This window comes from uncultured Pseudoflavonifractor sp., from assembly GCF_944387805.1.
GTDB lineage: Bacteria > Bacillota > Clostridia > Oscillospirales > Oscillospiraceae > Pseudoflavonifractor.
Genome location: NZ_CALXGI010000007.1, coordinates 58,075 through 82,042 on the forward strand (window position 1 = coordinate 58,075; position 23,968 = coordinate 82,042).

Sequence of the window (23,968 nt, forward strand, 5' to 3'; positions counted from 1 at the left end):
GAAGCGGAGAATGTATTGCCTACATCCTCCGCTTTTTTTGTTGGACAGCAAGCGGTTGACCAGTTCCTGCGCTACGGCGGCAATACGGATCAGCTGCGGATGAGGGTGATCCATCTGTTTCAGATGGACATTCCCCTGCCCCTTATGATCACCCGCCTCCAGGCCCTCTATCACGGCGGCAACGGCATCACCACGGAGCACGGCCCCATGGCCGCATGGTATGACGAGGACGGCATCCACCTTGCCAATGGAGATCGGGCCAGATATGAAGCCAACGCCCAGGTCATCCCCTGGGAGAGTGTGGCCCAGCGCATCGGAGAGCTGCTGGAGGCCGGTCAGTTTGCCAGCAACGTGGAGCTGTTGGAGGCCGACGGGTATGAGCGCAGCCTTTTGGCGGAAAGTCTGATTTATCTGTACCGTGACCTAAACCGGGAAGATCACCCGAATGATTTCCTTCCCTGCCTGACCGACGGAGCAAAATGGCTGGACTTTCCGAAAGATCAACCCCGCCTTTCCGACCTTCTGGCAGACCCGGACTTCCGAAAAACTCTGCTGAACGAATACCGGACATTTCTTGCCGCCTATCAGGAAGATCGCTCTATCATGCGCTTTCACTACCACGATTTTCGTGGTGTGCTGAACCGCCTGGAGGAACTGGACTTGCCCCGCAAGACCTTCAGCACCACCTTGACGGAACTGCCCGCCATCATGCCCTTTATCACGGAGGACGAGATTGACGAGGCCCTTTCTGGCGGAAGCCACTTTGAGGGCGGGCCGAAGCGGATCTACGGCTTCTTTCAGGAGCCGCACGACACCAAGGAAAAGGCGGACTTTCTGCGGAAGGAGTACGGTACAGGCAGTAATTCCCACGCCCTGTCCAGGTCTGGATACAGCCATGAGGACTACGACAGTAAGGGTATCCGCTTCACCAAACGAAACTGCCCGGAAATCAATCTCTCCTGGGTGAAAGTCGCTCACCGTATTGAGAATCTGGTGCGCAAAGACCGCTACCTCTCCCCGGAGGCCATGGCGGAGTATGAAGATGAGCTTGTCAGCCAGAAGGTGCCGGAGGGCCAGGAGCCTACCCCCATGCAGTACAACGCCGTCAAGGAGCGATACCCCGACCATGTGGTGCTGTTTCAGGTGGGAGATTTCTATGAGCTGTATGGAGAGGATGCCAAGGCCCTTGCGCCGGAGCTGGGACTGACCCTGACCACCCGCCCCGTCCCTGGGGTTGGCCGAGTGGAAATGTGCGGCCTTCCCGCTCACCGGCTGGAGCACTACACCAACCGGATGCGGCGCAACCATGATGTCCTTGTTTCCTCCCTGCCCGCAGGGGCAACGGAGCGCCGTGAAACAGTCATGGAGCGGTTCAGCGGCCCCCGCCGGTATCAGATTCCCTTGGGCAGTACGGTCTACATCGGCACAAAACCCTATGAGATGCAGTCTCTTGGGGAAACTACCGTCACGCTTTACGACCCGGAATTTCCGCTGTTCACCCAAGAGTTCCCCCGTGCTGACTTTGATCGGAAACTGGAGGAAAATCCACTCAACGAACAATATTTCCTGCCTGATATGCCCCAGGAACAGGCACAGCCCACTGATACACGGGATTACAGCGGCAACTATCGCCTGCTTGACCGGCTGCGCACCGACTGTGAGTATTTTCTGGGAGAAGGCCATCGAAACGAGAAGCACCTATGGGCCGGAAATGTGTCCGCACAGATCCACAAAATGCGGGAGTTGTACGATGCTCTGCCCGAAAAACCGAACTGGCTCACCAGGGAGCAGATCGAGGATTACGCCGACCGCATGGCCGCCCGGTATCAGGTGGCTGTCTACCACCACTTTGAGAACGGCTTTGATGAGCGGTTGGATTATCAGACCCTGGAAGAAGCGGAGCGAGTGGCCCAGGGGTATGTGGACGGCACCATGGAGGATGATGGCTTTCGTTATGACGGTGCTGCTGTCTATGACCTGAAGGAGGAGCGTTACCTTCGCATTATCGGAGAGTACCCTGACCCGGCAGCACACGCTCAGGTCAGGGAAAACGCTTTGGAGCATCTAGTCCCGGAGCAGGGACAAGCGGAGCCGCTTCCCGACCTGGAAGCCGAGGTAAAGGCGTGGGAGGCGGAACAGGCCGCAAAAAAACAGGCCGTCATTGATACCCTCTCAGACAGGGAGAAAATTATCGTTCAGGCCATGGAAACCGCCGGTTTCCTGTTCACCCTATGGGAAGGAAGATCGGAGATCACATTTTCCGCAGGGGAATTTGGGTACCCATCAGTCTTTAAGACTTGGGATGAGGCGTATGAGTGGATCAACGAGGCGCAGCTGAAGGATACTCCCGGCCTTCGGGAACAGGTACAAGCTATCCTTCACCCGGCCCTGGATGAAAAGGGCCAGCTTTCCCAGGCGGCTCCTGCGGTTCAGCACGAATTGACCAATGAGGAATACGCCCAGGCCAACCTGATCCCCGGTGAAACTGAATTTGAGCAGGATGGGCGCAGATACCGGGTACACAGCGTAGATCTTGCCACCAATCAGGTGGAGTTGACCGACCTGACCTTTTCGCAGTCGGCGGGATTTCCCATCCTGCGAATGGAGTACATCGGCACTATCCGGGCCTACCTGGAAAATCCGGCCCCGCTGGAGCCGCCCAAGGAACCCAAAAAATCCCGTACCGCAGCACTTTCCAATGTCCTCTACCCGGAGCAAACAGACCGCCATGACCACCACATCACAGATGATGCCCTTGGGGTTGGGACACCCAGCCAACGCTACCAGAACAACATCGCCGCCATCCGGCTCTTGAAGCAGCTTGAGAGCGAGGAGCGGCTGGCCACACCGGAGGAGCAGGAGGTTCTTTCCCGGTATGTGGGATGGGGCGGACTGGCGGACTGCTTTGAAGAAACCAACCGCAACTACCTGGAGCTGAAAAACCTGCTTTCCCCGGAGGAATACGAGGCAGCGAGAGAATCCACCCTGACCGCCTTCTACACGCCCCCGGTGGTCATCCGTTCCATGTATCAGGCCCTGGAGCAGATGGGATTTGAGACAGGAAACGTGTTGGAGCCGTCCTGCGGCACCGGCAACTTCCTGGGCATGATACCGGAGCGTATGTCTGGCTCCAGGCGCTATGCCGTTGAACTGGACGAGATCAGCGGACGGATTGCCCAGCAGCTCTACCAGACCGCCTCTGTAACCATCCAGGGCTACGAAAAGACCAACCTGCCGGACAGCTTCTTTGATGTGGCCATCGGCAACATCCCCTTTGGCAACTTCAAGGTGGCCGACCGGCGCTATGACAAGCATAACTTTCTGATCCACGACTACTTCTTTGGCAAGACCCTGGACAAGGTACGCCCCGGTGGTATCGTGGCCTTCATCACCAGCAAAGGCACCCTGGACAAGGAAAACCCTGCGGTGCGCAAATACATCGCTCAGCGGGCCGACCTGCTGGGTGCCATCCGCCTGCCCAATGACACCTTCAAGGGCGCTGCTGGCACGGAGGTCACGTCTGATATTCTGTTCCTGCAAAAGAGAGATTCTCTCATAGATATTGAACCCGACTGGGTGCATCTTGGTGTCAATGAAAACGGCCTCAAGATGAACCAGTATTTCATTGACCACCCGGAAATGATTCTGGGTGAGATGCAGGAGGTCAGCGGCCCCTATGGGCCTGAGACGGCCTGTATCCCCTTCGAGGGCCAGGAACTCTCCGACCTGCTGACTTCTGCCATCGGCAACATTGGCGGCTCCATCCAGGAGTATGAGCGTGAGGAGGCGGACGAGCTGGAGGAGGATCGCTCCATCCCGGCAGACCCCACCGTGCGCAACTTCTCCTATACTATCGTGGATGGAGAGGTCTACTACCGAGAAAACAGCCGCATGAATCCGGTGGAGGTGTCCACCACCGCCCTGGGGCGCATCAAAGGCTTGATCGGCCTGCGGGACTGTGTGCGGCAGCTCATTGAGTACCAGACCGAGGATTACCCGGATTACGTCATCAGCGCCGAGCAGCAGCGGCTGAACGGCCTATATGACACCTTTGTGGAGAGGTATGGCCGTATCTCCCAGCGGGCCAATAACTCCGCCTTCCACTCGGATAACTCCTATTTCCTCCTGACCTCTCTGGAGGTTACGGACAGCGACGGCAACTTCATCCGCAAAGCGGATATGTTTACCAAGCGCACCATCAAGCAAAAGGTCAATGTCAGCCGGGTGGACACCGCATCGGAGGCTCTGGCCCTGTCTCTGGCAGAAAAAGCCTGCATTGACATCCCCTATATGACCAACCTGACCGGAAAAGACGAGGCAACCCTGGTGGAAGAACTTCATGGGGTGATGTTTCAGCTTCCCGACAAGGTGGATGATGAGGGGAAGCCTATCTATGTGACAGCGGACGAATACCTTTCCGGCAATGTCCGGCAGAAGCTGCGGCAGGCGGAGGAGGCTGCGGAAGCCGACAGCCGGTTCCGTGTCAATGCCAAGGCCCTGAAAGCCGTGCAGCCGGTGGATCTTACCGCCAGTGAGATCTCCGTGCGCCTTGGTGCCACCTGGCTCCCGCCGGAAGATGTAGCACGGTTCATGTTTGAGCTGTTCGACACCCCCAACTATGCCCGCTTCAACATCAAGGTGCATTACTTCAAGATGACCGGCAACTGGAACATCGAGGGTAAAAGCTACGACCGCTCCAGTATCAAGGCCAACAACACCTACGGCACCAACCGCATCAGCGGCTACAAGATCGTCGAGGAAACCCTCAATCTGAAAGATGTGCGGATCTTCGACTATGTGGAGGACGCTGATGGCCATAAGACGGCGGTGCTCAATAAAAAGGAAACCGCCATCGCTCAGTCCAAGCAGCAGCTGATTAAACAAGCCTTTGCCGATTGGATCTGGAAAGACCCGGAGCGCCGGGAACGGCTCTGCAAGCTCTACAATGAAACCTTTAACTCCATCCGGCCCCGTGAGTACGATGGCAGTCACCTGAACTTTGTGGGTATCAACCCCGAAATCACCCTGCGGCGGCACCAAGTGAACGCCATCGCCCACATTCTCTACGGTGGGAATACCTTGTTGGCACACGTAGTGGGGGCTGGAAAAACGTTTGAAATTGTTGCCGCCGCACAGGAGAGCAAGCGGCTAGGGCTGTGCAGCAAATCTCTCATTGCCGTCCCCAACCATCTGACTGAGCAGTGGGCCGCTGAATATCTCCAGCTCTACCCTTCTGCCAACATTCTCGTGGCCACAAAAAAGGACTTTGAGCCGAAAAACCGCAAGAAGTTTTGCGGGCGCATTGCCACCGGCGACTACGACGCCATCATCATCGGGCACTCCCAGCTGGAGAAAATCCCTATGTCGCTGGAGCGGCAGCGGGCTATCCTGGAGGAGCAGCTGAGGGAGGTTTTAGACGGCATCAGTGACCTGAAGCGGAGCAACGGGGACAACTTCTCCATCAAGCAGATGGAACGCACCAAAAAGGGCTTGAAGGCCAAGCTGGATAAGCTCAACGACCAGAGCCGCAAAGATGACATCGTGACCTTTGAGGAGCTGGGTGTGGACAGGCTTTTCATCGACGAGGCACATAATTACAAAAATTTGGCCGCTTACACGAAAATGCGTAATGTGGGCGGCATCAGCCAGACGGAAGCACAGAAGTCCAGCGACCTCTACATGAAGTGCCGCTACCTGGATGAGCTGACCGGGGGCCGTGGCGTGGTCTTTGCCACCGGCACCCCTATCTCCAACTCCATGGTGGAGATGTATACCATGCAGAAATACCTCCAGCACGATACCCTGCAAGGGAATGATCTTCTGCATTTTGATTCCTGGGCCTCCACCTTTGGCGAGACAGTGACCGCCATAGAGTTGGCCCCGGAGGGCACCGGCTACCGGGCCAAGACCCGGTTTGCCAAGTTCTACAATTTGCCGGAATTGATGAGTATGTTCAAAGAAATCGCAGATATTCAAACGGCTGATATGCTCAATCTCCCCGTGCCCAAGGCCAACTACCACCATGTGGTGCTGAAACCCTCCGAACATCAAAAGGAGATGGTGGCAGACCTCAGTGAGCGGGCCGAGCGTGTCCGCAATAAGATGGTGGACAGCAGCCAGGACAATATGCTCATGATTACCAACGATGGCCGTAAACTGGCGCTGGATCAGCGGCTGGTTAATCCGCTGCTGCCGGACAGCGATACTGGCAAGGTCAGCGCCTGCGCCGACAACATCTATGAGATCTGGCAGCGCACCGCTGCTTGGAAGTCCACCCAGCTTGCCTTCTGTGACCTCTCCACTCCCAAAAACGACGGCAGCTTCAACGTGTACGATGATCTGCGAGACAAACTGATTGCCAAAGGTATCCCCGCCGAGGAAATCGCCTATATCCATAATGCCAACACCGAGCAGCAGAAAAAGGAGCTGTTCGGCAAGGTATGTAATGGAGAAGTCCGGGTGCTGCTGGGCAGTACCGCAAAGATGGGGGCCGGAACCAATGTTCAGAAAAAGCTGGTGGCCTTGCACCACCTGGATTGTCCCTGGCGTCCGGCTGACCTCCAGCAGCGGGAAGGCCGCATCGTCCGCCAGGGCAACGAGAACAAGGAGGTTGAAATCTACACCTATGTGACGGAGAACACCTTTGACAGCTATCTCTACCAGCTGGTAGAGAGCAAGCAGAAGTTCATCGGCCAGATCATGACCAGCAAATCCCCTGTCCGCTCTGCCGATGACATTGATGAAACGGCCCTCAGCTATGCGGAGATCAAGGCCCTGTGTACCGGCAACCCCTATATCAAGGAGAAGATGGATCTGGACATTGACGTAGGGCGTCTGAAGCTGCTGAAAGCCAACCACCTCAGTCAGAAATACAGTCTGGAGGATCAGATCCTAAAGAGCTTTCCCAAGAGCATTGCCAGTTTGGAACAGCAGATCGCCGGTTATAAAAAAGATATGGCACACTTGGCCGTGGAAACAAAGCCCAGCCCCGACGGGTTCTCGCCCATGGTGCTTCACGGAACGGAATATACCGAGAAAAAGGGTGCTGGCACAGCAATTCTGGAGGCGTGTAAAGCCATGACCAGCCCGGAGGCCGTTGTCATCGGTGCCTACCGTGGTTTTACCATGGAGCTGTCCTTTGACACCTTCCGGCGGGAATACCAGCTTGCCTTGTGCCATGAGCTGCGCCACACGGTCACCTTGGGCACAGATACATACGGCAACCTCCAGCGCATCGACAACGCCCTGGAGGGCCTGGAGAGCCGTCTGAAGGACTTTGAGCAGGCCCTGGAGGATACCAAGGCCCAGCTGGAAACCGCCAAGGTGGAGGTGCAGAAGCCCTTTGCCCAGGAGGAGGAACTGGCCACCAAGTCCGCCCGTCTGGAGGAGCTGAACGCCCTGCTGAATATGGATCAGCGGGACAACGAAATGACCGAGCCATCGGCTGAGGAAATGGAAGAACAAAATGAACGGAACGCCCTTCGCCGCAGCCGTGGGGTGGAGCGTTAGATGTGAGCGGCACCCAGTAACATGGGTGCCGCTGATCGGAAGGAGATTTGAATATGGATGACAGCAGATACGCCATGACCTTGGATGAGGTTTCCGGTGAGATCATCGCTATCCAGCAAAGAGGAGTCCCCTGTGGTTTAACCCAGTCTCGTATTGAGGAAGGTTATCTCTTACAGGATGGGACGACCCTGCTGGAGAGCGAAAAGGATGAGAACGGGTTCTACATCGGTGGGGCCGGAATGGACGGAATGTATCTCAGAACGCCCCAGCGGTATGAGCCGGTTCGGAACGACAGCGGCAAGATAACTGCATTCCGGCTTATGAGCAGCTATCTCGCCCGATTTAACAGCCAGGAACTGGAGGCCATCTTCCAGTATGGCCTGAACACGAAGGAGAATTTGCTTCACGACCTGGAGACTGTGGTGCAGGCAGTCAAACAGCCGGAAATCCGTGCGGCCTTCTCCGGCGCACGGGACAAACTGGAACCCATTCCCCCGGAGGACTGCCGCCGTTTGATGGCGGACATCCGAGCCGCCTACAAGGGCAGGCATGAGCAGTCCATCCGGCAAAGGCAGCGGGCCGCTGATAAGTCCAGGAGAACGGATATGGAACGATAAAGAAGGTGATTTTATGAACGAATCGCAAATCAACCTGGATCTGTATCACAAAATGCGGGAGGAGCAGGACGAGTACCGCAGTTGGCTGTTATCTCAGACGCCCAAAGAGATTCTGGCCCATGCCAGCGAGTACAGCACCCGTGAGGACATCCTGGCGACTATGTGCGAAGGTCATTTGCCGCCCATGTTGGCCAAAGCACTTTTGAACGCAGAACAGCCCCTTGCCAGTGTCTGCGCCCAGTGGGACAAAAACGATCATGGAATTTATGAAGAGTTGATGGAGGCCATCCAAAGCTGTGCGGAAAAGGAACTCAGGCAATCTCCTAAATTTATGGAAATCAGCATTTACCAAATTGATCTTGATAAAGACCATAACCAAATTGCATTCCGTTCTTCGGATGAACTTAGCAGGTTCCAGGGCAGTGACCGTGTAGAGAGCGGCATCTACAACCGTGTCTTTCAGGGCATTGTGGACTGTCCCTCTCTGGAAGGCGTTTACTATATGTTCAACGTCAACCACCCGGACAGCTATACAGGGCGCTCCTTATCTGTGTCGGATGTTGTTCAAGTCATTCATTCTCCATCGGTAAAGCCTGGGTTCTATTTCTGTGAGAGCTTTGGATATAAAAAAATCGACTTTGAACCAGAGAAAACACGGGACATGACCCATGCAATTCATGTCCTGCTTTTGGAGCCTGGGAAGGTGGCTAAACCGGCTTTGGTCAACAACACCCTGGAAGATATGCAGCGGTTGGTTGGAGGCCACATCGAGGCGCTTTCCTTGCCGCGTGGTGGTCAGCTCATTTGCAATGAGGACGGCAAATTCCTCACGCTTCCCCAAAACCGTGCCCTTAAAGATGAAGCGGGAAAAGTGGTGGATGTGCTGGTTGGAACTTGCTTTATCTGCGGCGCAAAAGATGGTGAATTTATCAGCCTGACCCCTGACCAGATGAAACAGTTTAAAAAGGAATTTCAGTATCCACAGAAGTTCGTGCGGCGCAACAATGAGATCGTGGCAAAGGACATCAAGCCCCACGAAATGGAACGGTAGGTGAAGTCAAAATGGGCTATCAGGAGAGTTTATTTTATATCAAGCCGCAGCGCCATTTTGACAAAATGGTGCGTGCTTATGAGAAAGCGGAGTATGCCGGATATTACGAAGTCGCCGGTGCGAAACCTCGCTCCGTGATCGTACTGAAACAGCCCGCTGGAGAACTTCCTGCGGGCACCAGACTTCTGTGGGTATGCGGTGATCGGAGCTTTCATTCGCCCTCCGGCGTGTTCGGCGGGCAGTTTCATACCGGCGGCAAAATTGAGGTAATTCCGGTGGAGAAATTGTTTGACGGCCCGGAAGATCCCCGGCTTTCCAACATTGATTTGGATTCCCCTCAAACCACGGAAAATGACTATTTGAAGCGGTACAGCGCAGACCATTATGCTTATCGGATCAAGTATGATCGGGAGCGTTAAATGGACGCCCCATTTTTTCCAAAAATCAATCTGAAATCAGGAGGTGAGCAGATTGCCGTACTACACAAAAGAACAAATCCAGCAGGCTCGGCAAGTGGATTTGCTGACGTACTTACAAAGTCATAACCCCGGAGAGTTAGTTCATGTGAGTGGTGGAACTTACTGCACCAAAAGCCATGACTCGCTGAAAATCTCCAACGGAAAATGGTGCTGGTGGAGCCGCAATATCGGAGGCTCTACCGCCCTGGATTATCTGGTCAAAGTGTGTGGCTACAAACTGCCGGAGGCGGTTGGAATGATCCTCGGTGAGCAGCCCGCACTTCCTTCACGGCCTGTATCAAAGCCGCCTCCCAAGTCCCATCTTGACTTCCAACTGCCGGAACGAAATCCCGATACCAGACGAGTATTCGCTTATTTGTGCGCCAGGGGAATTGACGCCGAGATTATCAATCACTGCATCAAGTCGGGCCAACTTTACGAGGACGCCAAACGGCATAACTGCGTGTTTGTGGGCTTTGAAAATGGCACAGCCAAATATGCCTCTTTGCGAGGTACATTGTCTCACTCAACCTTTGTTGGTGAGGTGGCCGGAAGTGACAAGCGGTATTCATTCTGTATGCCGCTGCAAGCCAACAACCGGGAAAGTGTGTGCGTTTTTGAAAGCGCCATTGACGCTCTCTCCTATCTGAGTATCCTCAAGCGAAAGGGGCAGAACTGGAGAAGCGCCAACTGTCTTTCTCTCTCAGGAATTTATCGCCCCAAGGCCGACACAGAGCTAAAGCTACCGCTGGCTTTGGAAACCTATCTCCGGCATAATCCGGGTATCAAAAGAATCATTTTGTGCCTGGACAACGACGAGCGTGGCCGGGAAACTGCGCAGGCACTTCAACAATGCTTACAGGGGTATCAGGTGCTGGATAATCCACCGCCCAAAGGAAAGGATTACAACGACTATTTGCAGATTCAGAGAGGAATCGCAGGCCGGGTGAAAACCCGTGGGGGAGAGGAACGGTAATTTTTTTCGGAAAGGTGAACTTGGGGAACAGGCGGCTTGCCGCCTGTTCCTGCAAGCATAGCATTTTGGTATCAAAATGCGCTTGTTAGGGGGCTTCCCCCTAATACCCCCGTTGAATGCAGCATCAATCCGTGACTTGCTGCGGGACGCATGGGAAAGGAGCATAATGGCAAAAAAATATCCTATCATCTATGCTGATCCCCCGTGGAACTACTCGCAAAAAAGGGTGAACGGAGCAGCAGAGAAACACTATTCTACCATGAGCATAGAGGAACTTTGTGCGCTGCCCGTGGCTGAAATTTCCGCCTCAGACTGCGTTCTTTTCCTGTGGACGACATTTCCCCAACTTCCCAATGCTTTACAGTTGATACAGGCGTGGGGATTCTCCTACAAAAGTGTAGCGTTTGTTTGGCTGAAGAAAAACCGCAAAGCAGATAGTTGGTTTTATGGAATGGGCTTTTGGACGAGGGCAAATGCGGAAGTTTGTCTCTTGGCCACAAAAGGGCACCCAACACGGAAAGCGGCCAATGTCCATCAATTCATCATCTCGCCTGTTGAGGCTCACAGCAAAAAGCCGGATGAAGTCCGTGAAAAAATAGTTGCTCTCATGGGTGATTTACCTCGTGTAGAGTTATTTGCTCGTCAGACCACACCTGGATGGGACGTATGGGGAAACGAGGTTGAATCTACTCTTCTGAATTTTGGCCCGTCCCACACATCGAGTGGAGAGGAAGGTTGTGATATGGCAAAACGCAATAGAGCAAAGGTCATTCGATTTACGGACGAAGAATGGGATCACTTAAATCAAGAGGCGGATAAAGCTGGCGTGTCAAAAGAACGATTTGTTAGAGACGCCGTTGCTGGAATCGAGTTGACGCCTAAGCCGCCGGAAGAACTGGCGGCATTGATAAAAGAACTGAATGCCATTGGCAACAATATCAACCAGATTGCCAGAATCGCAAATAGCAAGCATGAGATTACCCAACAGGAACTTGCGGTGGTAGAGTGCTTGGTAAAGCAAATTTGGGAAAAGGTATTGGAGCTGTAAATGGCTATTACAAAAGTGATTGCAATTCGTTCCAGATTGGATAGTCGAGTGAACTATGTGACCAATAGCAAAAAGACAACATTGTCCGCTGGCCTTACTTACATTACAAATCCAGAGAAAACAGAGCAATCGTTTTTTGTCACCGCAATTAACTGTGGCAGTCCAGAAACAGCGTATCGGGAAATGCAGCAAGTCAAGCAGCGTTTTCACAATACAGGCGGAGTGCTTGGCTACCACTTTATTCAATCGTTTGCCCCTGGAGAGGTTACGCCGGAGCAGGCTCATAAAATTGGCGTAGCATTTGCGAAAGAAGTATTCGGAAACGCTTATCAAGTTGTAGTAGGCACACACCTGGATCGGGCGCATCTTCACTCTCATATCATCATCAATTCAGTTTCCTTTTTGGATGGGAAAAAATATCACTCCAGTCCAATTAGCTATTACAATACCATTCGCAAAACCTCAGATGAACTGTGCAAAGCGGAAAATCTCTCAGTTCTGTCTCCCGAAAACAAGGGACAGCACTATGCCGAGTGGAAGGCCCAGCAGGAGGGCAAACCGACGCTCTCTCAAATGCTCCGGGATGAGATCGACTTGGTGATCCGTGACTGCTTTACCTTTCCCGATTTTCTTAACCTGTTGGAGAAAAAGGGATACGCAGTCTCCCGGAACCCCAACCGCAAATACCTGACGGTACGGCCACCCGGAGCAAAGCGAAATTTCCGCCTGGATCGGCTGGGCGAAGGGTACACCGTGGAGGACATCAAGCAGCGTATCCAGGAGCAGCAGCGGGCCATTTTGGAGGGCCGTGTTCCCGCCTATCAGCCGCTTCCGGTTCGGCGCTATCGTTTCTCCGGTTCCTGGAGAACTGTCCGCAAAAAGAAGATCACCGGCTTTTATGCGCTGTACCTCAGATACGTTTATCTGCTGCGCCGGTACAAAAGGCCGACCCGAAAAAGAATCTCTTATGAAATGCGTCGTGAAGTGCTCCGTCTGGAACGCTATCAGGCGCAATTTTTATATCTCCATGAGCATGGCATTTCCACCGTGGAGCAGCTTATGGAGCGTCAGGCACAAATCGAGCAGGAGATCCAGCAGCGGACAGAACTCAGGCAACCGCTCTATACAAAAAGGAGGTGTGAAACCGATGAGAAGATCAAAGAAGAACTCGCCCGTGAGATTGACCGCCAGACCGCCTCCTTACGGGAGCTTCGGAAGGAGCGAACACTCTGCAAACGGATCGAACAGCAGATTCCCGGTATTCAGCAGAACTTACGGGAGTTCGAGAAAAACAAATCACAAAATCAGAAGGAGGTTATCAGACATGAGTACCAGCGGAGAAACCGCTGATCTGATGGTACGGGAAGGGATTCAGATTACTGAGAGCGCCCTCAAGCTGGCAGGGCTGGGAGCCAAAAATCTGGCGGCGCTGCTGATTGCCCTGGCCAACGACAACCAGAAGGTTGCCGGTAAAACCACGTTGAAGCGACTGATCCAGGATCGGGAGGAGCTGACCATTTTCTCCATTAACGAGCAGGACTTGGCTGCGTTCAAAAAGGAGAGTACCCAGTACGGTGTCCTGTACTATCCGATCATCAACAAGGCTGAAAAGACCGGCACGGTGGAGATCATGGCAAAGGCCAAGGACGCCCGCCAGATCAATCGCATCCTGGAGCGTATGGGCATTGCCGTTCCCACTCGCCAGGAGGACGAGGCCGCAAAAAAAGAGGCGTCCCGTGTTCCATCCGGCGAAAAATCCAGGGAATGCGGGACAGATACGAGAGCAGCTACCGAGGATATGAACAGTGACCCCAAGCAGCGACCCTCCGTGCGTAAAAAGATGGAGGCTTTCAAAGCGCAACAAGCCCAGCGTGATAAGGGACAGCCCCAGCGTGAAAAGGGTGCTCCCGTTTTTCACCACGCCAAGAACGGCAAAAAATCAAGAGGGGGACTGGAACGATGAAGCGCATCTTTTGTATCCTGTGTGCTATGGCCTTGCTGCTCGGCGGCGTCACGACCACCGCATTTGCGGCGGCGGCTCCCACCGAAACGCCCCAGGCGGCGGAGGGCGACAACACCGTCTCTCCCTCCCCGGAAGGGGTGACGGAGGTGCCGATCCCCACGCCTGATCCGGTGCCGCTCTATCCCGCCGAGGTGAAGCAGAGCGAGGAAAACGGAGTAACTCGGATCGAAAAGATCTACTATCTCTCCGCCCAGGATGACCCGTCCAACATTCCCACTGAGGACTTTGAGCGTGAGGGAAAGGTTTACACGCTGCTGGATGTGTTGAAACAGGCCCAGATCGAGAGTGACACCCAGGACTATGTGGAGGTTCTGACACTGGATTCCGATACCCAGGACATGGAGAAGATTCTGGCCATGCTGGAGCCGGAGCTGGAAGTACAGACCGAGGACGGCTATCAGGGAGTTCTCTCCCTGGATCACACCACCATCACGGTGGAGGCCGCAGGCTACAAGAGCAGCAGCCGCACTGTGTCGGCTACCCGCACCTATCCCAACCTGTCCGGAGCAGATGTGTCCCTGATCCCCAAGAGCATCACAGACAGTGGCCGGACGCTGACGCTGGCCGATGTGCAGTGGCAGGAGGCTGCAACCACTCAGACCGACGGATATGATATGGCTCTGCGCTATACCGCCACCGCTACCTACACCGGCACAGCCACCAGCAAATACGCAACCGGCTATGTGGTTACGGCAAACTATGTGGGAGAGGTCACCAGGGTGAGCACCGATGTGATTACCTATACGGCGGTATTTTCCAGCGGCGACTCCGCATCTGCCGGCAAGGACACTGATGCCGCTATCGACACTACGCAGTCCGCCCCGTTCTCCTTTGATTGGAAATGGCTGCTGATCCCCCTTGGGTTGGGTGCTCTGGGCTGCGCCGGTTATTTTGGGCAGAAAGGCTACAAACACTACATCAACAAGAAACGGGGGTACGAATGACATGAAGAAACTGCTTGCCACGCTGCTTGCCGCCTGCTGCCTGACGGGGGCCACCATGCTGCCCGCCAGTGCGCTGGAGTATTCCTTTGATGCGCCGGACAATCCGCTCTTTGGCAGGCCCACCTCGGATGACACCATCTATGTGACCACCGGCGCACCGGCCAACACCGACCGTAGCAAGAACGCTGCCTTGATCCCACCTACCTTTGGCTCGCCCACCTCCTACGTTCTGGGCAGCGGCGAGCTGCTGACGCCCAATCTGATCCGGGACGGGCAGATTTATACTGGCCCTGGAAACGCCACCTCGGCGGGCACTGGGACGGTGACTGTCCCCGGAGCTACCGGGACGACCACCATTCCGAACACCTCCACGGTGCCGACCTTACCCAGTGTGGATACCAGCGGCAGCGTAACGGCTTATACGCCGGTGACGGATGCCCTCTATTACAGCGGCGGCTATATCGCCACCTTGTCCATCCCTTCCATCGGCCTGAAGGTCAATGTCAACGAGGGAACGAGCGCCACCGCCCTGGCTACGGGGGCGGGGCATTTTGAGAACACCAGCATCTGGAATGGCAATGTGGCAATCGCAGGCCATAACAGAGGTGTGAATAACCACTTTGGCAAAATCCATACGCTGTCTGGAGGTGATAAAATTACCCTGACCACAAAGCTGGGCACCCGCACCTATGAGGTGTACTCGGTGCAGAAGATCCTCAGCACCCAGGTGTCGGTGTTGGATGCCACCAACGACAACATCATTACCCTTGTCACCTGTGTCATGGATCAGCCCGCTTATCGTTGGTGTGTGCAGGCAAAGATGGTTTGATTTTTTGACAGCCTCTTATATCCTTGCTATGATGTCGGCAGAAATCGCTCAGACAAGGAGGCTTTGATGATGAAAAAGAATATCCCCATGTTTCTCGCAGGTCTGTTCTGCGGGGCTGCCCTGTTTGGCGGCAGCGTAGCCTATGCTGCTGGCATCCTTGCAACACCCACCACCGACCTTGACCAGCGGATCACATTGGACGGTCAGGAAATCGAGCTGATTGGCTATGTGATTAACGGCAACAACTACTTCCAACTCCGGGATCTTGGCGACAAGCTGGGATTTGGCGTGAGCTGGGACAACGACACCCGCACCGTGGTGATTACCACAGAACCTACCGGACAGACTGAGAATCCGGCTAACGTGGCTACCACCGCAGACCCCTATCATGCGGCGGCGGCAACCGGCTCCCGGTATCAGCCCAAAGTAGGCGATCAGATCCTCTGCGATGACGGTTCTACCTACACTATTACAGACGTGAGCCGTTGGGACAAGAATATGTTCCAGGATGGCCCTCTCCCTGAACTGCCCACCGCCACCTGCGATTGGAGCCTCATGCCCCAGGTAGAACTCCCTGCCCCGGAGGTTCGCCGGTACAGCAGCGCAGGACAGGACTATCTCTTTGCCCGCAACATCTACGAATCCCGCCGGATGCTGTATACTTTATTTAATGCCATCGGAGACAACCCCGAAACCTGGAAGGATGGGAAGCCGGTTCTCCATCCCAGCGGAAATGCGAAGGTGAAGATTTCCTTCACTATTCCTACGGAAATCACCCCACAGACCTTCTGGCCCTGGAGATCTTCTGAGATTACCAATCTCTTTAATTCCTGCCCTCCCGGAACCTATTACATGGAAGCGTGGGACGTTTATAAAAACGGCGTTTTCCAGCGCACCGAGTATAACATCATGCACCGCATCTAGCCTATATCCATTAAACTTCATATCCACCTAAAAAGACGCCCAATGCGATTGCATCGGGCGTCTTTGCTATTCAAAGGAGGTCATACCATGACACGGAGACTGCTTGCACTGGTACTGTGCATTGCCACCTTGCTGAGCCTCTGTACCGGCTTTGCCTCTGCTGCCAACACTGTGGAGGACGCTCTGGGTGAAGTTGACATCTACAACGGCGGTTACGAGCTGGCCTACCTGTCCATCAACGGGCGGGTACAGTCCCAGAAGTACACTTACTACAATTACATCAACGCAGCTGGCCAGCAGAAGGAGATCCCGGCCTACTGCGTCAACCCCAATCTATATGGAGTTCCGCAGACCGTTGGGGTTGGGGAAAGCATTTCCTATCTGGCCGAAGAAAAGACCAGCGATCCCAAGGTGATGGGTATTATTGCAAACGGCTATCCTACCCGTGGCCTTGCGGAGCTGAACCTGGAGAACAAGTACCAGGCGTACTATGCCACAAAAATGGCGCTCTGGTGCTATCTGCTCTCCAACTGGAACATCAATAACCTGAAAGTTAATCCCTCCCTGTCTGGAGTTGAGTTGACCCGGGCGCAGAAAATTCTTGCGGCAACAAAGGACATTTACGCCAGGGGCACCAGCTGGACTGAGACACTTTCTCCCAGTGTCACCTGCACCCCGGATCGTGATACCGCATACGCCGTCACCGTAGACGGCAAGCAGTACAAGCAGCAGGTATTTACCTTCTGGAGCAAGACCTGGGTTTGCGATTATACAGTCAATGTGGGTTTCACCGACCCCGCCTCTGTTCCCGAAGGAACCCGTATTGTTGACCTTAACAACCAGGATATTACCACCATTACAACCGAAGGGACTGGCGATGGGTACGCCGGTCAGTTCAAGGTGCTCTACCCGGCAGACAGCATCCAGGGTGAGACTGGCAGCGTCCAGCTCTCCTTCAGCACAAATGTCTACAAGTACGCTGTGTTCTATGCCGTATGCCAAGAGAAGGACACCTATGGCAACTTGCAGAACTATGTAGTAGACACCGACCCCACCGTTACCATGAACCTGTCCGCATACAGCAATTACGCTGATAACCCGGACGATGAACCCGATGAAACTGGACTGCGGATTCTGAAATACGAAACCGGGACGGAGCTGCCTCTTTCCGGCGCACGGTTTGAGGTTATCGGCCCCGATGGTGACAGCATTGGCTCCTTTGTCACTGACAGCAACGGCGAGATCTATATTCCCCTGCTGAAAACCGGCAATTACACCGTCATTGAGCGGGAAGCCCCCAATCATTACCTGATCAGCAAGGAACCCACGCAGAATGTGACAGTGGTATATGATGAGATTGCGGAAGTCACCTACTTCAACGATCCCTATGGCAGTCTGCGCATCGAAAAGAAGTCCAACACGGGTATGAACCTGCCCGGTGCCGTTATCACCATTGAGCATATCGAAAGTGGGCAGACCTACACCACCACCACCAACTCCGCAGGCTGTGCTATTTTCACCGAGATCAAGCCTGGAGCCTACCGTGTTCAGGAAAAGACGGCTCCGGTTGGCTGGAAGCTGGACGATACCATCTACACCACGACGGTAGTTGCCGGTGAAACCACCACGCTGCCTATCATCAATGAGGAACTCCCCGGCCTACGCATTGTCAAGTACGACCGCAAAAACTATCTGGCCATGCCCGGAGTGACCTTCGAGGTATTCCGTGACGAAGTAAGCCTGGGTAAATTCCAAACGGACGCATTTGGTGAAATTCTGCTGACCGATCTGGAACCCGGAACCTACCGAGCGGTGGAAGTAGACACCGGAAACGATGGCTATATCCTGGACACCACCCCCCAGTCGGTGGAACTGAAGGCCGGTGACGGCATTAAGGAACTGACCTTCTTTAATGATATGAAACCCGGCATGAGGCTCATTAAGGTGGATTCCGCCGATCCGTCCAAGGTGATCCCCAATGCGGTCTTTGAGATCAAGTCGGTGGCGGGTGACTATGGCCCGGAGGAGTTTACCACCGATGAAAACGGCGAGATCGACCTGTCCCACCTGCCCGCTGGAGCCTATGTGGTAACGGAGAAGTCCTGCCCCGGCTACATCATCGACGAAGCCCAGCGCATTATCCAGCTTGATCCCAACGAGGACGCCCAGTTCGTCTTTACCAACTCCATCAAGCCGTCCTTCCAGCTGATTAAGCTCAGCGCCGACGGCTCCCGGCTGGCTGGCGTCACCTTCCGCATTGCCAAAATCGAGGATGGAAGCCACTACCTTGACCGTACCACCAATTCCCAGGGCGAGATCCTGATTGCGGATCTGGAGCCGGGTGTCTACTCCGTCAAGGAAACCGCTACGGTGGCCGACCACATCTTAGACCCCACCGAATACCACGTTGAGCTGTTCCCTGGTCAGACCTCTACAATCACCATTCAGAACGACAAGCGGCCTGACCTGACTATCCGCAAGACTGATAAGGACACCGGCGAACCCATCTCCGGCGTCACCTTCACGCTGAACTATGCGGACGGCCCCACCATTACCACCGAACCCACCGGCGAGGACGGCACCGTGACCATCGAGAACCTGCTGCCCGGCGTTTATACCGTCACCGAGCAGAGTGTGCCGGAGGGCTATATCCTGGACGCCACCCCCCAGCAGGTGACACTGGAGCCGAACCGGGACGCTACGGTGCAGTTCCAGAACTACAAGCGGCCCACACTGACCATCCACAAGGTGGACATCAACGGCAACGCCCTGACGGGGGCTATCTTTGAAGTCAAGACCAAGGCGGGCGTGAAGATCGGAGACTTCCCCGTAGGCCCGGACGGTTCTATTACCGTTGAGAATATCCATCTGGATGAGGGTTACTACGTCGTCACCGAAATCCAGGCCCCGGACGGCTACATTCTGGACTCCACCCCTCACGAGGTTTATCTGCGGCCCGGTAAAACCACCGAGATCTCCATTGAGAACGAGAAGAAACCGGGCCTGACCATCAAGAAGATTGATTCCGTCACCGGCAATCCTCTGAAGGGGGCAAAGTTTGAGCTTTGGGTAGCCAAGGACAACACCGAGGACGGCACCTATCAGAAACTGGAGCAGAACTTCTACTATACCGATGAAAACGGCGAAATCTACCTGGATAAGCTGGACACCGGCTGGTACAAGGTGGTGGAGGTTGATCCGCCCATCGGCTATACCCTCCGTGACCCCTCCGAGCAGACCATTTACGTGGACAACGACAAGGCTGTGGAGCTGATTTTTGAGAACACGCCCCTCAGTGCCCTGGTGGTCTGGAAGTTCGATTCCGTCACCGGCGAGGCCCTGGAGGGCGCTGTGTTCCAGGTGCGCTACCTGGGCGGCACCTCCGGCACCGGCGGCACCGTGATCGGCACCTATAAGACCAGCGCCAACGGCAGCTTTACCGTCACCGGCCTGGAGGCGGGCACTTATGTCGTGGAGGAGCTGGCCAGTCCCAATGGCCATGTCATCGACACCGCACCCCAGACCGTGTTTATCTCCGGCAAGGAGCAGGATGTGGTACAGCTGTACTTCGGCAACTCTCCCAAGGGAAGCCTGCTGATTAAGAAGATCGACAGTGAAACCCATGAGCCGCTCAGCGATGTGGAGTTCATGATTACTACTGCCGACGGAACTGTGGTAGGCGACGCCAACGGCAAATTTGTCACCGATAGCGCCGGTACGATTTTGGTTGAGGGTATCGACCCCGGCACCACCCTGGTGGTCAAGGAAACCCGAGCTAAGACCGGCTATGAGCTGGACGATACTCCCCAGACCGCCACGATCAAGGCGGGACAGACCGTCACCCTCGAATTCCGCAATGCTCCCCAGGGCTGTCTCCTCATTACCAAGGTGGACAGCGTGACCCACAAGCCCCTGTCCGGCGTTCAGTTCAAGATTGCCGGGTGCAACGGCTGCGAGTATCCGGCAGGCACCTACACTACCGACGCCAACGGCCAGATCAAGCTGAGCCACATTCCCTCCGGCTGCTACTCCATTACGGAAACCAAGGCCGCAGCGGGCTATCTGCTTAACGGTACCGCCCAGACCGTCAAGGTGGAGAGCGGCAGCTGCAAGGAAGTCACCATCGCCAATGAGCCGCTGGGTGGACTGGTCATCAAGAAGATGGACAGCGTAACCAAGGAACCTCTCAGCGAGGTGACTTTCAAAGTGACCACCACGGACGGGGCCGTAGTCGGTACGTCCAACGGTGAGTTCCGCACCGATGAAAACGGTTATATCACCATCCCCGACCTGGAGCCGGGTGGCTATGTGGTGCAGGAGGTCAAGGCCAAGGAGGGCTACCTGCTGGACAACACCCCCAAGACCATCCAGATCAAGGATCATCAGACCTACACCCTGGAGTTCTTCAACCAACCCAAGGGCAATCTTATCATCAACAAGCTGGATTCCGTTACCAAGGCTCCCCTGGAGGGCGTGGAGTTTGAGCTGACCTACTCCGACGGCTCCTATGTGGACGCAGAAGGCGGCACCCTCTCCAGCAAGGGCCTTTATACCACCGATGAAAACGGCCAGATCATCCTGTCCGGGCTGACCGGCACCATTGTGGTGACGGAAACCAAGACCATCGAGGGTTATACCATCCACGAACAAACCCGTACCCAGACGGTGGTCATCAACCCCAACGACACCCAGGAGCTGACCTTCTACAACGACCCTGTGGGCGGCGTGGAGATCATCAAGGTTGACGAAGCGGATAAAACGGAGCGGCTGGCCAATGCCACTTTTGAAATCCGCCAGATGAATGACGCCCTGGTGGATACCGTGACCACCGACAAGTATGGCCGGGTGTTCCTGGCCCTGGAGGACGGGGCCTATTATGCGGTGGAGATCGAGGCCCCGGAGGGCTATAAGCTGGATGATACCCCCCACTACTTTGAGGTGGTGGACGGCAAGACCAGTAAGCTGACCGTGACCAACAAAGCCTTCTCCGGCATCCTCATACACAAGACCGACAGCAGCACCGGCAAGGGCATCTACGGCGTGACTTTCCTGCTGTATGACGCCAACAATAACCCTGTGGGCCAGTACACCAGCGACAACCAGGGCTACGTCTACATTGAGAACATCGAAACCGGGCGCTACTATCTCCGTGAGCTGGAGAACGAGGGGTACATCCTGGACACCCAGCGCAAGACCGTCTATGTAAAGTCCGGCGAGACAACCTTGGTGGAGTGGGAGAACACCCCCATCATGGGGCAGATCCAGATCATCAAGAAGTCTGCGGACGATAACCCCATCAACGCCCTGCCCGCCGGGACGCTGCTGGAAGGAGCTGTGTTTGAGGTCTACGACAAGGCGGGCAATGTGGTGGACACCATTGTGTCCGACTACAATGGCAGAGCGGTATCCAAGCTCCTGCCCCTGGGCCGCTATACCATCCGTGAGGTACAGGCCCCCGACTATTACTCCATCAATCCCACCGTCCTGACCGCATACCTGGATTATGAGGGCCAGATCGTGACCTTCGAGGTGGAGGACAACAGCGTGTCCACCGGCGTATCCATCAAAAAGACCGGCTATGCCGAGGTCATGCCCAACCAGCCCATCCGGTACACCATCACCGGCATCGGAAACACCTCTACCGTGCCGCTGTCCTCCTTCTACTGGAGAGACACGCTGCCCGGTCAGGTGCAGCTTTCCAAGGTGGTCACCGGCACCTACAACCAGCAGCTCTCCTATAAGATCGTCTATAAGACCAATCTGAAAGACAGCTATCAGACCCTGGCAGACAGCCTTTCCACCACCAAGAACTATGTGCTGGAAGCCAGCCCTGCGGCCCTGGGCCTTGCCTCCAACGAGCGTGTCACTGAGATCATGTTCGTGTTCGGCACCGTCAAGGGCGGCTTTGGTCAGGTGGAAACCGCCTATATCCACGGCAATGTGGTGAATGGCCTTGCCAATGGCTCCAGCATTGTCAATGTGGCCGATGTGGGCGGCGTCTACAATGGTCAGTGGATTCAGGCCGTGAGCCGCTGGGTGACCAAGGTTTACGCCAAGACCATTACGACCCTGCCCAAAACCGGGTATTAAGCCGTGAAGCGCAATCAGAATTTTCGCAGTGCCGCCCCTTTGTGGGCGGCACTGTCTGTTCTGGTGATTTGGGCCGCTCTGCTGATTGCCACCGCCTACGAGGACGGTATGAACCTATTTACCCTGATGGAGCACATATCCGGGCAGTTTGCCCATCCGTTCTCCATCCAGTGGAAACCCCACTCCATGAAGGTTGTGTTGATCTGTCTGGTGTGTTACTGCTGCGGAATCGGCTTGTATTACACCTCCAGGGAGAATCGCAGGCCCGGAGAGGAGTATGGCTCAGCCAAATGGGGCGACCCCAAGGCCCTCTGCAAGAAGTACATGGATGCTAAGAATCCGCTGTCCAACGTGATCCTTACTAGAAACGTATCTATCAGCTTCAACAGCTACAAGCACCGGCGGAACCTCAACATCGTCGTAGTGGGCGGCTCCGGTTCCGGCAAGACCCGCTTTGTGGCCAAACCCTGGCTTTACAGCGCAAACTGCTCCTATATCGTCACAGACCCCAAGGGGGAGCTGCTGCGGGCTTCCGGGAATCTGCTCAAAGAGATGGGATATGAGATCGTGGTATTCAACCTGATCGACCCCAGCCAATCGGATGGCTATAACCCCTTCGCCTATATCCGCAACGAGGCCGACGTGCTGAAGCTGATGGACAATCTGATCCGCAACACCACCCCCAAAAACGCAAATAACTCTGACCCATTCTGGGAGAAAGCGGAAATTGCATTGGATTCCGCTCTCATGCTCTATCTGCTCCATGAGGCTCCGCCTTATGAGCAAAACCTTGAAATGATTACCTACCTGCTGACCTGTGCGCAGGTGCGAGAGGAGGATGAGCAATACCAAAGCCCTCTGGATCAACTGTTTCTGGAGCTGGAGTACAACAAGCCAGATCACATAGCAGTCCATCAGTATAAGATTTTCAAACAGGCCGCAGGCAAGACGGCAAAGACAATTCTTGTGTCGGCAGCTGTCCGTCTAGCGGCATTGGCCATGCCGCAGTTTGCCGCCATGACCTTCAGGGACGACATGGACTTCGGTTCTCTTGGAGAACGCAAGAGAGCCATTTTTTGTGTCATCCCTGTGGCAGACGGTAGCATGAACTACCTCGTAGGTATGCTCTACACCCAATGCTTCCAGGAGCTGTACCGGGTGGCGGATGAAAAGTACAAAGGCAAGCTGCCCATCCCGGTGCGTGTCATCCAGGATGAATGGGCCAACGTTGCCCAGCCAGACAGCTACCCCAAAATCCTGGCCACTTGCCGCAGCTATAATATCAGTCTCAATATCATTGTCCAGAACATCGCTCAGATCAAAAACATCTACGAAAAGGAATGGGAGAGTATCATCGGCAACTGTGATACTCTCCTATTTTTAGGCGGCGGCAACGAGCCGACCTCTCTGGAGTTTATGAGTAAGCTGCTGGGCAAGGAAACGCTGGACACCCGCACCCGTGGCCTGACCCGTGGGCACAGCGGCTCCAGCTCCACCAA

Annotated in this window: 13 protein-coding genes and 1 pseudogene; all 14 read left to right on the forward strand. The window is 54.9% G+C overall.

What is annotated here, in order from left to right; genetic code table 11:
- The first annotated feature begins 15 nt into the window (after positions 1 to 15).
- Positions 16 to 7,509, forward strand: a complete 7,494-nt coding sequence (locus tag Q0K06_RS03510) for an LPD11 domain-containing protein (RefSeq protein ID WP_294548664.1) — start codon at positions 16 to 18, stop codon at positions 7,507 to 7,509.
- A gap of 53 nt (positions 7,510 to 7,562) precedes the next feature.
- Positions 7,563 to 8,126, forward strand: coding sequence for a hypothetical protein (locus tag Q0K06_RS03515; RefSeq protein ID WP_148319815.1), 564 nt, complete (start codon positions 7,563 to 7,565; stop codon positions 8,124 to 8,126).
- A 13-nt stretch (positions 8,127 to 8,139) separates the two neighbouring features.
- Entirely contained in the window at positions 8,140 to 9,177 is a 1,038-nt protein-coding gene (locus tag Q0K06_RS03520) for a DUF3846 domain-containing protein (protein ID WP_294548670.1), read from the forward strand.
- Between the two features lie 11 nt (positions 9,178 to 9,188).
- Positions 9,189 to 9,596, forward strand: coding sequence for a hypothetical protein (locus tag Q0K06_RS03525; protein WP_148319813.1), 408 nt, complete (start codon positions 9,189 to 9,191; stop codon positions 9,594 to 9,596).
- Positions 9,597 to 9,648: 52 nt separating this feature from the next.
- Positions 9,649 to 10,611, forward strand: coding sequence for a DUF3991 and TOPRIM domain-containing protein (locus tag Q0K06_RS03530; protein WP_294548673.1), 963 nt, complete (start codon positions 9,649 to 9,651; stop codon positions 10,609 to 10,611).
- Positions 10,612 to 10,777: 166 nt separating this feature from the next.
- Positions 10,778 to 11,314, forward strand: a pseudogene (locus tag Q0K06_RS03535) (MT-A70 family methyltransferase); the annotation flags it as partial.
- A 39-nt stretch (positions 11,315 to 11,353) separates the two neighbouring features.
- On the forward strand, positions 11,354 to 11,659 hold the full coding sequence (mobC, locus tag Q0K06_RS03540; RefSeq protein ID WP_294548696.1) for a plasmid mobilization relaxosome protein MobC: 306 nt from the start codon (positions 11,354 to 11,356) through the stop codon (positions 11,657 to 11,659).
- Positions 11,660 to 13,009: a relaxase/mobilization nuclease domain-containing protein gene (locus Q0K06_RS03545; protein WP_294548677.1), complete on the forward strand. Its 1,350-nt coding sequence runs from the start codon at positions 11,660 to 11,662 to the stop codon at positions 13,007 to 13,009.
- Positions 12,984 to 13,622 carry a PcfB family protein gene (locus Q0K06_RS03550; protein WP_294548679.1) on the forward strand — a complete coding sequence of 213 codons (639 nt, stop codon included), beginning with the start codon at positions 12,984 to 12,986 and terminating at the stop codon, positions 13,620 to 13,622. The genes Q0K06_RS03545 and Q0K06_RS03550 overlap by 26 nt, the downstream gene beginning before the upstream one ends.
- Positions 13,619 to 14,626 carry a hypothetical protein gene (locus Q0K06_RS03555; RefSeq protein WP_294548682.1) on the forward strand — a complete coding sequence of 336 codons (1,008 nt, stop codon included), beginning with the start codon at positions 13,619 to 13,621 and terminating at the stop codon, positions 14,624 to 14,626. Before Q0K06_RS03550 ends, Q0K06_RS03555 begins: the two co-directional genes overlap by 4 nt.
- Position 14,627: 1 nt before the next feature.
- Positions 14,628 to 15,455: a class D sortase gene (locus Q0K06_RS03560; protein WP_087266584.1), complete on the forward strand. Its 828-nt coding sequence runs from the start codon at positions 14,628 to 14,630 to the stop codon at positions 15,453 to 15,455.
- A gap of 69 nt (positions 15,456 to 15,524) precedes the next feature.
- Complete coding sequence (locus Q0K06_RS03565) at positions 15,525 to 16,379, forward strand: hypothetical protein (protein ID WP_148319808.1); 855 nt, start codon at positions 15,525 to 15,527, stop codon at positions 16,377 to 16,379.
- Positions 16,380 to 16,466: 87 nt separating this feature from the next.
- A complete protein-coding gene (locus Q0K06_RS03570; RefSeq protein ID WP_148319807.1) occupies positions 16,467 to 22,469 on the forward strand; it encodes a SpaA isopeptide-forming pilin-related protein in 6,003 nt (2,000 codons plus the stop codon).
- A gap of 3 nt (positions 22,470 to 22,472) precedes the next feature.
- On the forward strand, positions 22,473 to 23,968 hold a 1,496-nt coding region (locus Q0K06_RS03575), incomplete at its 3' end, for a VirD4-like conjugal transfer protein, CD1115 family (protein WP_294548689.1).

Coding starts and splice junctions, on each gene's coding strand:
- Q0K06_RS03515 (WP_148319815.1), top strand. CDS start 7,563: ATGGATGACAGCAGATACGCCATGACCTTGGATGAGGTTTCCGGTGAG.
- Q0K06_RS03520 (WP_294548670.1), top strand. CDS start 8,140: ATGAACGAATCGCAAATCAACCTGGATCTGTATCACAAAATGCGGGAG.
- Q0K06_RS03525 (WP_148319813.1), top strand. CDS start 9,189: ATGGGCTATCAGGAGAGTTTATTTTATATCAAGCCGCAGCGCCATTTT.
- mobC (WP_294548696.1), top strand. CDS start 11,354: ATGGCAAAACGCAATAGAGCAAAGGTCATTCGATTTACGGACGAAGAA.
- Q0K06_RS03545 (WP_294548677.1), top strand. CDS start 11,660: ATGGCTATTACAAAAGTGATTGCAATTCGTTCCAGATTGGATAGTCGA.
- Q0K06_RS03550 (WP_294548679.1), top strand. CDS start 12,984: ATGAGTACCAGCGGAGAAACCGCTGATCTGATGGTACGGGAAGGGATT.
- Q0K06_RS03555 (WP_294548682.1), top strand. CDS start 13,619: ATGAAGCGCATCTTTTGTATCCTGTGTGCTATGGCCTTGCTGCTCGGC.
- Q0K06_RS03560 (WP_087266584.1), top strand. CDS start 14,628: ATGAAGAAACTGCTTGCCACGCTGCTTGCCGCCTGCTGCCTGACGGGG.
- Q0K06_RS03565 (WP_148319808.1), top strand. CDS start 15,525: ATGAAAAAGAATATCCCCATGTTTCTCGCAGGTCTGTTCTGCGGGGCT.
- Q0K06_RS03570 (WP_148319807.1), top strand. CDS start 16,467: ATGACACGGAGACTGCTTGCACTGGTACTGTGCATTGCCACCTTGCTG.